At 72.9% G+C, this 9055-nt stretch carries 7 protein-coding genes; 3 read left to right on the top strand and 4 right to left on the bottom strand.

What is annotated here, in order from left to right:
- Window positions 1–61 precede the first annotated feature (61 nt).
- Window positions 62–529, bottom strand: coding sequence for a PPOX class F420-dependent oxidoreductase (locus FNQ90_RS05580; RefSeq protein ID WP_143624360.1), 468 nt, complete (start codon window positions 527–529; stop codon window positions 62–64).
- 127 nt (window positions 530–656) lie between these two features.
- Window positions 657–1889 (bottom strand): ribosome small subunit-dependent GTPase A, encoded by a 1233-nt coding sequence (rsgA, locus tag FNQ90_RS05575; RefSeq protein ID WP_323379792.1) that lies wholly within the window; start codon window positions 1887–1889, stop codon window positions 657–659.
- A 645-nt stretch (window positions 1890–2534) separates the two neighbouring features.
- On the opposite strand from rsgA, the gene FNQ90_RS05570 reads away from it, so the two are divergent.
- Entirely contained in the window at window positions 2535–4142 is a 1608-nt protein-coding gene (locus tag FNQ90_RS05570) for a peptide chain release factor 3 (RefSeq protein WP_143618731.1), read from the top strand.
- 36 nt (window positions 4143–4178) lie between these two features.
- Here the strand turns inward: FNQ90_RS05570 and FNQ90_RS05565 are convergent, their stop codons facing one another.
- Window positions 4179–4568, bottom strand: a complete 390-nt coding sequence (locus FNQ90_RS05565) for a MerR family transcriptional regulator (RefSeq protein ID WP_182605236.1) — start codon at window positions 4566–4568, stop codon at window positions 4179–4181.
- 478 nt (window positions 4569–5046) lie between these two features.
- Between FNQ90_RS05565 and FNQ90_RS05560 the strand changes: the two genes are divergently transcribed.
- A complete protein-coding gene (locus FNQ90_RS05560; protein WP_182605235.1) occupies window positions 5047–6546 on the top strand; it encodes a SulP family inorganic anion transporter in 1500 nt (499 codons plus the stop codon).
- A gap of 202 nt (window positions 6547–6748) precedes the next feature.
- Window positions 6749–7687 (top strand): RluA family pseudouridine synthase, encoded by a 939-nt coding sequence (locus FNQ90_RS05555; RefSeq protein WP_182605234.1) that lies wholly within the window; start codon window positions 6749–6751, stop codon window positions 7685–7687.
- Window positions 7688–7713: 26 nt separating this feature from the next.
- Here the strand turns inward: FNQ90_RS05555 and FNQ90_RS05550 are convergent, their stop codons facing one another.
- Window positions 7714–8946 (bottom strand): globin domain-containing protein, encoded by a 1233-nt coding sequence (locus FNQ90_RS05550; protein ID WP_182605233.1) that lies wholly within the window; start codon window positions 8944–8946, stop codon window positions 7714–7716.
- Window positions 8947–9055 lie beyond the last annotated feature (109 nt).

Genomic DNA, 9055 nt, shown 5'->3' with positions numbered 1-9055 from the left:
GGTGGGGCGGGGTGTCTCCCCCGCCCCACCGGGTCCGCGACCGGCAACGGCGCGGGGGGGCTCAGTCCTCGGCCAGGCGGGCGGGGAAGCCGCCGGTGGCGACCGGCCCCCAGCGTTCGGGCACGATCCGCAGCAGCGACTTGCCCTGGCCGACCATGGCCCGGCGGTACTCGGCCCAGTCGGGGTGCTCGCCGGAGATGGAGCGGTAGTACTCCACCAGCGGCTCGACGGCCTCGGGTACGTCCAGGATCACGGCGGTGCCGTCGATCTGGACCCAGGGGCCGTTCCAGTCGTCGGACAGGATGACCACGCTCGCGCGCGGGTCCCGGCGCAGGTTGCGGGTCTTGGCCCGCTCGGGGTAGGTCGCGACGACGATCCGGCCGGCGGTGTCCACCCCGCAGGTCACCGGGGACGCCTGGGGTTCGCCGTCGGCGCGACGGGTGATGACCAGGGCCCGGTGACGGGGCCGGACGAACTCCAGCAGGTCCTCGCGGCTGACACGCGTGGTGGTGGCGATGGAGGGAGTCATGGCGACGACCATACGGCGGGCGGGGGACGCTTCCGGATGCCGGCGCGGTGGTCCGGGCCCACCGACCGGGGCCTGTTCGCTCTCGGTGAACAGGCCCCGGGGTGGGGGCCGGTGACGGCGCCCCGGGTCACCGACGATCGGTTCGGCCCCCGGGCCCGTACTTGCGGTTCATGTGCTCCTCCATCACCCGGTGCCGCCGCTTGAACTCCCGCGGACGGTCGGCGCGCAGGCGGGCGTCGGTGCGGGACGCCTCCCTGGCCTCCTCCCTCAGGAGCTTGCGGTAGCCGGCCAGTCGGCGTTCTGGCAGTTCCCCGTTCTCCACGGCGGCCAGGACCGCGCAGTCGGGTTCGGCGGTGTGGGAGCAGTCGGCGAAACGGCACCCCCCGGCGTGTTCCTCCACGTCCGCGAAGGTGCGCCGGATGCCCTCGCGCGCCCCCCACACACCGACACCGCGGATGCCGGGGGTGTCGATGAGCACCCCGCCGCCGGGCAGCGGGAGCAGGTCGCGGCTGGTGGTGGTGTGCCGGCCGCGTCCGTCGGATTCCCGGATCCGGCTCACCCGCTGTTCCTCCCGGCCCAGCAGGGCGTTGACCAGGGTGGACTTCCCCGCCCCCGAGGGGCCGACGACCACGGAGGTGACGTGGGCCAGGAGATCGGCCAGGGCGGGCAGTCCCTCCCCGGTCCGGGCGCGGACGGCGAGCACGGGGGCACCGGGCGCCACGGCGGTGGTGTCGGTGATCGCCTGGCCCACATCCGGGGCGAGGTCGGCCTTGGTGAGGACGACCACCGGTTGGGCGCCGGCCGCCCACGCCAGGGAGACCAGCCGTTCGGTCCGGCCGGGGACGGGTTCGGTGTGCAGGGGGACCGCGACCACCACGCGGTCGACGTTGGCGGCCAGGGCCTGCGCCCCGCTGCGGCGGCCCGCGCCGGAGCGCAGCAGGACGGTGCGGCGGGGCAGCAGGGCGTGCAGCCGCCATCGGCCGTCGGGCAGCGGGGCGAGGACGGCCCAGTCACCGGGGCAGGGCGGCGCGGTCGGGTCGTCGTCGCGAATGACGCCGGCGGGGGTGTCGGCGTGCTCGACGCGCACCGCTCCCCGGTCGGTGATCAGACGGCAGCCGCCGCGATCGACGCGCACCACCCTGCCGGGGAGCAGGCCCTGGCCGGCGTACGGGGAGAAGGCGTCGAAGACGTGCTCGTTCCAGCCGTACCGGAGGAGGTCGCCCCGGTCGGGGTCCTCCTCCGGTACGGCCGGGTCGGTCGGCGCGAAGCGCTCGGCAAAGCGGTCGGTCGGCGGGAATCGGTCGGGGAATCGGTCGGGGAATCGCCGGAGGAAGCGGTCGGGGGTGTGCGGGATCTGCACGGGTGGAGTCCTCGGGTGCGAGGGCGACCCGGCGGGCGCACGGCCCGATGTCGCGTGCCGAGCCGACCCCCGGCGCGGCGGCGCCGAGGGGGTCGGGTCGGTGGTGGCGGTGCGGGCCGGCTCAGCCGCGGGTCGCGGGCCGGTGGGGAGAGACGGCGACGGGACGGGCGGGGCCCGCCGCGTCCGCCGGGGCACGACGGCTCCGGTGGTACGGAACGGCGGACCCTGTCCCGGGGCCCGCCGCGCGGTGCGGGTGGAGTGCCGGACCGAAGGCACTCCGGCGGTTGCGTCACCAAACCGCCTGAGCGGGATACCGCTCGCATGAGCAGGCTAACCGGTCGGTAACCCGCCGGCCAGCCCCCGACCCGCCGCTTTCCGTGTGGCGCGTGCCACTCCACGGCCCGGAGGCTCCCGGGGCGGGAAAACCGGTGGCCCGCACTCGCCCCCGCCGGCCTCGGGCGTCCCGCCCACTGGTGACCCGGGCCCCGGAGGCCGGGGCATCGGGTTTTCCCCGGACCCTTACGCGGGGGTAGATTTGCGGGTGCGCGTCGGCGCCCGGGCGTCGATGGAGGACTCCCGACCGGCACGCCCCCGACCGGGAACCCCCGGTCGGATCAGGAACGACCCCGAACGGCGGCACCAGCGGTGAACGATCCCACCTCGGCGGCAGCGGCGGCGACCCAGGCGCCCCGGCGCCGCACCTTCGCGGTGATCTCCCACCCGGACGCCGGCAAGTCCACCCTGACCGAGGCACTGGCTCTGCACGCCCGGGCCATCACCTCCGCCGGTGCCGTGCACGGCAAGGGCGACCGGCGCGGGGTGACCTCCGACTGGATGGCGATGGAGCAGGCCCGCGGCATCTCGGTGACCTCCGCCGTCCTGCAGTTCGAGCACCGTGACCGGGTGCTCAACCTCCTCGACACCCCCGGCCACGCCGATTTCTCCGAGGACACCTACCGGGTGCTGGCCGCCGTGGACTGCGCGATCATGCTGGTCGACGCGGCCAAGGGCCTGGAGGAGCAGACCCGCAAGCTCTTCGACGTCTGCCGGCACCGCGGCGTGCCGGTGATCACCTTCATCAACAAGTGGGACCGTCCCGGCCGCGAGGCCCTGGAACTCCTCGACGAGATCGAGCGCGAGTTCCGCATCCAGCCCACCCCGGTGACCTGGCCGGTCGGCATCGCCGGCCACATGACCGGGTTGATCGACTCCCGGGACCCCGACGCCGTCCTGCGCTACACCCGGGCCCCCGGCGGGGAACGGGCGGCGGAGGAGGAGCGGCTGACGGGGGAGGAGGCCGCCGCGCTGGGGGAGGACCGCGACACCGCGCTGGAGGAGTTGGAGCTGCTGGCGGCCACCGGCGCCGTGCACGACCGGGAGACCTTCCTGGCGGGAAAGACCACTCCGGTCTTCTTCGGGGCCGCCCTGTCCAACATCGGTGTCCGCCTGCTGCTGGACGCGGTGGTCGACCTCGCCCCGCCGCCCGGGCCCCGGGAGTTGGCCGCCGGCGGACACCGGCCGGTGGACGCCGAGTTCTCCGGGCTGGTGTTCAAGGTGCAGGCCAACATGGACCGTTCGCACCGCGACCGGATCGCCTTCGTCCGGGTCTGCTCCGGGGTTTTCGAACGGGGCATGACCGTCACCCGGGCCGCCACCGGCCGCCCCTTCGCCACCAAGTACGCCCACAGCGTCTTCGGCCAGGAGCGTTCCTCGCTCGAACTGGCCTACCCGGGCGACGTGGTGGGCCTGGTCAACGCCGGCGCGCTGACTCCCGGGGACACCCTGTACACGGGGAAGAAGGTGGAGTTCCCGCCCATGCCGACCTTCGCCCCCGAACACTTCGCCGTCGCCCGGCCGATGGACATCGGGAAGTCCAAGCAGTTCCGGCGCGGCATCGCCCAGCTCGACGAGGAGGGCGTGGTCCAGGTGCTGATCTCCCTCCTGCGGGGGGAACAGGCCCCCGTGCTGGCGGCGGTCGGCCCCATGCAGTACGACGTGGTGGCCCACCGGATGGAGCACGAGTTCGGCGCCGCGGTGAAGTTGGAGCATCTGCCCTACAACCTGGCCCGGGCCACCGACGCCGCCGGCGGCGCGGCACTGGACGCCTCGCGGCTGGTGCACGGCGAGTCCATGACCCGGGTCAAGGACGGCGCGGTTCTGGCGCTGTTCCCCAACCGCTGGCACGCCGGTTCCTTCGAGCGGGAGTTCCCCGACCACCCGCTGGAGTCGCTGATCGCCGCGCACGAGCAGTGACGGTTCCCGCCGCGGGGGGCCCGGCGCGGGGACGGGTCAGCGTCGCGAGGACGCCAGGCGCCGCTTGAGGGTGGCGGCGAAGTCCTCGGCGGCGAGGAGTTGGGCGCGCAGCTTCTCGCAGCGGGCGTCCGCGATCTGCTGGTGGGCGCGCAGCCGTTCGCGCAGCCGCTCGGCCTCCTCCGGTGAGGGGGCCGGGTCCTCGGCGGCCAGGGCGTCGACGACCTCCAGGAGGTCACCCATCTCCTCCAGGGAGAAGTCCAGCGGCTTCATCCGCCGGATCACCATGAGACGTTCGACGTCCGCCTCGGTGTACAGCCGGAAACCGCCCTTGCTGCGGGCCGAGGGGATCACCAGGCCGACCTCCTCGTAGTGCCGGATGGTGCGCAGGGACAACCCGGTGCGTTCGGCCACCCGGCCGATCTGCATGTGTCGCCCCTCGTCCGTCACCCTGTCGCCCTTTCCTCGTCCCCGGTCGGGGCCGGCCCGCGTGGTCCCACAGCCTACCGGCCCGTCACACCGGGACGAACGTCCCCGGAGCGCCCCCGGGACTTTGCCGAGACGTCACCCCGGGGCCTGTGGTTGTGATCACTCGCACAGTGTTCACCAGGGATTTTCCGGCCGTGGATTCAACGACGGTCGAGATCATCCCTCACGTAAGGGTAGAGTTCTCGGCGAGCGGGAGGCCCCGCGTCCCGGGTTCGGGCGCATCGGCTCCGTCCCCTCCACCCCATGCCTTCCGGGCAACGACGCCCGCCGGGCGCCGCAGTGTCCGCCGCCGACCCGCTCGCCGCGTCGCGAACGCGGAAGACCTCCACCACATTCGGCCCGGAGTCCGTCGTGCCCCGGGGCTGTCCCGCCTGCCCGCGCGCGGTGGTTGTCCGCGTGCCCGAACGGAAACGGAAGCATGTCCGCCGATACCACCGCGGTCCGTCGGCCGCGCCTGTCCCGCCCCGCCTGCCTCGCCTCACCGAAGGTCTTCCGCACCGAGGTCCTCGCCGGTCTGGTCGTGGCCCTGGCGTTGATCCCCGAGGCGATCTCCTTCTCCATCATCGCCGGCGTGGATCCCGGCGTGGGGTTGTTCGCCTCCTTCACCATGGCCGTGGTGATCTCGATCGTCGGTGGCCGTCGGGCGATGATCTCCGCGGCCACCGGCGCGATCGCGTTGGTCATCGCCCCGCTCAACCACGAGTACGGCCTCGGCTATTTGGTGGGCGCGGTCATCCTGGGTGGGATCTTCCAGATCATCCTGGGCGCCCTCGGGGTCGCCCGGTTGATGCGGTTCGTCCCGCGCAGCGTCATGGTCGGCTTCGTCAACGCCCTGGCCATCCTCATCTTCCTGGCCCAGGTTCCCGAGCTGCGGAACGTCCCCTTCGCGGTCTATCCGCTGGTCGTCGCCGGCCTGACCATGATGATCCTCTTCCCCCGGATCACCAAGGTGGTGCCCGCACCGCTGGTCTCCATCGTGGTGCTGACCGTCATCACCATCGCCGCCGCCATCGCCGTACCGACGGTCGGGGACAAGGGTGAGCTGCCCTCCGCGCTGCCGGTGCCGGGTCTGCCGGACATGCCGTTGACCGGTGAGGCACTGGCGATCATCGCCCCCTACGCGCTCGCGCTGGCCCTGGTGGGCCTGATGGAGTCGCTGATGACCGCCAAGCTGGTGGACGACATCACCGACACCCACTCCAACAAGACCCGCGAGTCCATCGGTCAGGGCGTCGCCAACGTGATCACCGGATTCTTCGGTGGCATGGGTGGCTGCGCCATGATCGGCCAGACCATGATCAACGTGAAGACCTCCGGCGCCCGCACCCGCCTGTCCACTTTCCTCGCCGGCGTCTTCCTGATGATCCTGTGCATCACCTTCGGTCCGGTGGTCTCGCGGATCCCGATGGCCGCCCTGGTCGCGGTGATGGTCCTGGTCGCCTTCGCCACCTTCGACTGGCACTCGGTCGCCCCCGACACCCTGCGCCGGATGCCGATCAGCGAGACGGTCGTCATGACGGTCACGGTGGTCGTGGTGGTCATCACCCACAACCTGGCCATCGGTGTCATCGTCGGCGTGATCACCGCGGTGATCGCCTTCGCCCGCCGCGTCGCCCACCTGGCGAACGTCTCCGGCGTGGTGGACCCCGAGGGCAAGCAGGTCGTCTACTCGGTCACCGGCGAGCTGTTCTTCGCCTCCTCCAACGACCTGGTCCATCGGTTCAACTACGGCGAGGACCCCGACGACGTGGTCATCGACCTGTCCTCCGCGCACATCTGGGACGCCTCCTCGGTGGCGGCGTTGGACGCGGTGGAGACCAAGTACGCGGCTCGGGGCAAGAAGGTCACCGTCATCGGCCTCAACAAGAACAGCGCCGAGATCCGGGAGAAGCTGGCCGGGCAGCTCGTCGATCACTGACCGCTCGGCACGCCGGGGCGGTCGACCGGCCGCCGGATCCCCGGGCCGACGGGGCCGGTCGGTTCGGTATGTGGTCGGGCGGGCCCGGAAGCCGGCCCCTCCCGACCGAGCCGGGCGGGCGGTGCCGGCGCCCGTAGACTTGCGTTTTCCTCCCCGTGGGTGGCTCCGCGCCCCCGGGCCGCCTTTGTCGAAGGGACCACCGGTGACCTCCTGGCCGACCTCCTGGCCCGAGCTGCGGGCGGCCTCGCTCGTTTACGAGGACGAGGCGATCCTCGCGCTCAACAAGCCGGCCGGGATCTCGGTGACGGGTGAGCGCCACGACACCGATCTGGTGGAGATGGCCGCCGAACACGGTGAGCGACTCTTCCCCGTGCACCGCATCGACAAGGTCACCTCCGGCCTCGTCCTCCTCGCCCGGGAGCTGCGCTTCCACGGCGACCTCACCCGGCAGTTCAACCGACGGACGGTGGAGAAGGACTATCTGGTGATCACCCGTTCCACCGGTCTGCCGGAGAGCGGGACGATCGATATGCCGCTGACCACGGGGCGCAAGAACCGGGTGCGGCCGGCGGGCCGGCGCGAGGACATCACGCGCGACGGGGAGGACGGCCGCACCTGGTCCCTGACGCCCCCGGACCCCGGGGTCGAGCCGTCCGGGAAACGGAGCTACCCCTCCCTCACCACCTTCGCCCGGGTGTGGGAGGGCGCGAACCACTCCTTCCTGGTGGTGCGGCCGATCACCGGACGTCGCCACCAGATCCGGGTGCACCTCGCCTGGATCGGCCACCCCATCGAGGGTGACCCCCTCTTCGACCGGGACAGCGCCGAGCGCGGCGACCGCACCCGGCTGCACTCCTGGCGGCTGGCCCTGGACGTGGACTCGCCGCACTCCCGACGTGGTGTCGAGCGACGACGCCTGACCGCCCCGCCGACCGAGGACTTCCTGGCCGGGCTCGGCGACGACACGGTCCCGCCCCCGCTCGGGGAACTCCTCGAGCGGGCGGAGGCGGCCCTCGCCGGGCTGCCCGAACCGCCGGAGGAGCCGGCCGGTGGCCCGGCGCGTTCGGACCGGCGACCCGGACGCCGCGGCGCCGGGCGGGGACGCTCCTCGCGCCCCCGCCGCACGGGCGCGGCCGGTTGAGCCGCGCCGCCTGCTCCCCGGGGTGATCAGTGGTCGGCGATCCACAGGTCGGGACCGAAGATCTCGTAGTGCACGTTGGCGGCGGGCACGCCGCGCTCCAGCAGGTCGTTGCGCACCGCCCGCATGAAGGGCAGCGGGCCGCACAGCCACGCCGTGGTCGTCGAGGGGTGGGGCGGGAGCTCGAGCTCGGCCGGGTTCATCGGCCCACCGGGGGCGCCGTCCGCGGTGCGCTCGTACCACACCCGCAGTGAGGCGTCCGGCAGCTTCCCGACCAGGTCCCGCTGGAGGTCACGGTGGGCGTGGTCGGCGGGGGAGCGATCGGCGTGCGCGACGATGACGGGGCGGTCGGAGCCGTTGGCCACCAGGTGCTCGAGGATCGCGAGCAGCGGTGTGACCCCGATGCCGGCGGAGGCCAGCAGGATCGGTCCCCGGCCCTCCGGCAGGGGGAGGTCGCCGAACGGAAGGGTGACGTCCAGGACGTCCCCGACCCGGACCCGGTCGTGCAGGAGGGCGGAGACCTCACCGTCCGGGGCCGTGGTGCCCCCGGTGCCGTCGGCACTGTCGGCTCCTCCGGTGCCCCGGACCCGCTTGACCGAGATCCACCGCTCGGATCCGTCGGCCGGACCGATCAGGCTGTACTGCCGTATCTGGCGTGCCCCGTCCGGGAGTTCGACGCGTACTCCCGCGTACTGGCCGGGACGGAAGGGCGGGAGCGGCCGATCGTCGACCGGCCGCAGGACGAGGGTGACGACGTCCTCGGTCTCCCGCCGCCGGTCCACCACCTCCATGCGGCCCCACACGTCCCCGGCGGCCGTGCCCGCCTCCCGGTACAGGTCGGCCTCCAGGGCGATCAGGGCCCGGGCCATCAGCCAGTAGACCTCGTCCCAGGCCGCCGCGACCCCGGGGGTCACCGCCTCCCCCAGGGTCTCCCCGATGGCGGACATCAGGTGGTGGTGGACGATGTCGTACTGCTCGGCGGTGACCCCCAGCGAGGCGTGCTTGTGGGCGATGCGGCGCAGCATGGCGTCCGGGCGGCGGTCGGGGTGCTCGAGGAGCATGCCCGCGAAGGCGGCCACCGAGCCGGCGAGAGCCCGTCGCTGCTCCCCGTTGGCCTGGTTGCCCCGGTTGAACAGGTCGCGCAGCAGGTCGGGCCGGGCCTCGAACATGCGGCGGTAGAACCGATCGGTGATCCGGTCCAGCGCGGCACCGACGGCGGGGAGGGTGGCACGGACGATCGGGGTGGACCGGTCGGAGAGCACGGCGACTCCTAATAGGTAAATGATCTTCGTATTTTGAGGTGTGAGCGGGTGTGGAGCGGAACGCCCCGGCGGGCGTTGGGTCACGGGGTGGGTTCGGTGGGTGCGGCGC

It is taken from the genome of Streptomyces alkaliphilus (assembly GCF_014141535.1).
In the GTDB taxonomy this organism is placed as follows: domain Bacteria; phylum Actinomycetota; class Actinomycetes; order Streptomycetales; family Streptomycetaceae; genus Streptomyces; species Streptomyces alkaliphilus.
The sequence above is the reverse complement of the archived record's forward strand: the minus strand, read 5'-3'. Positions and strand labels throughout refer to the sequence as shown.

Bases quoted from the DNA above. Each gene is read 5' to 3' on its own strand.
- FNQ90_RS05560 (WP_182605235.1), top strand. From the start codon at position 5,047: ATGTCCGCCGATACCACCGCGGTCCGTCGGCCGCGCCTGTCCCGCCCC.
- FNQ90_RS05580 (WP_143624360.1), bottom strand. From the start codon at position 529: ATGACTCCCTCCATCGCCACCACCACGCGTGTCAGCCGCGAGGACCTG.
- FNQ90_RS05565 (WP_182605236.1), bottom strand. From the start codon at position 4,568: ATGCAGATCGGCCGGGTGGCCGAACGCACCGGGTTGTCCCTGCGCACC.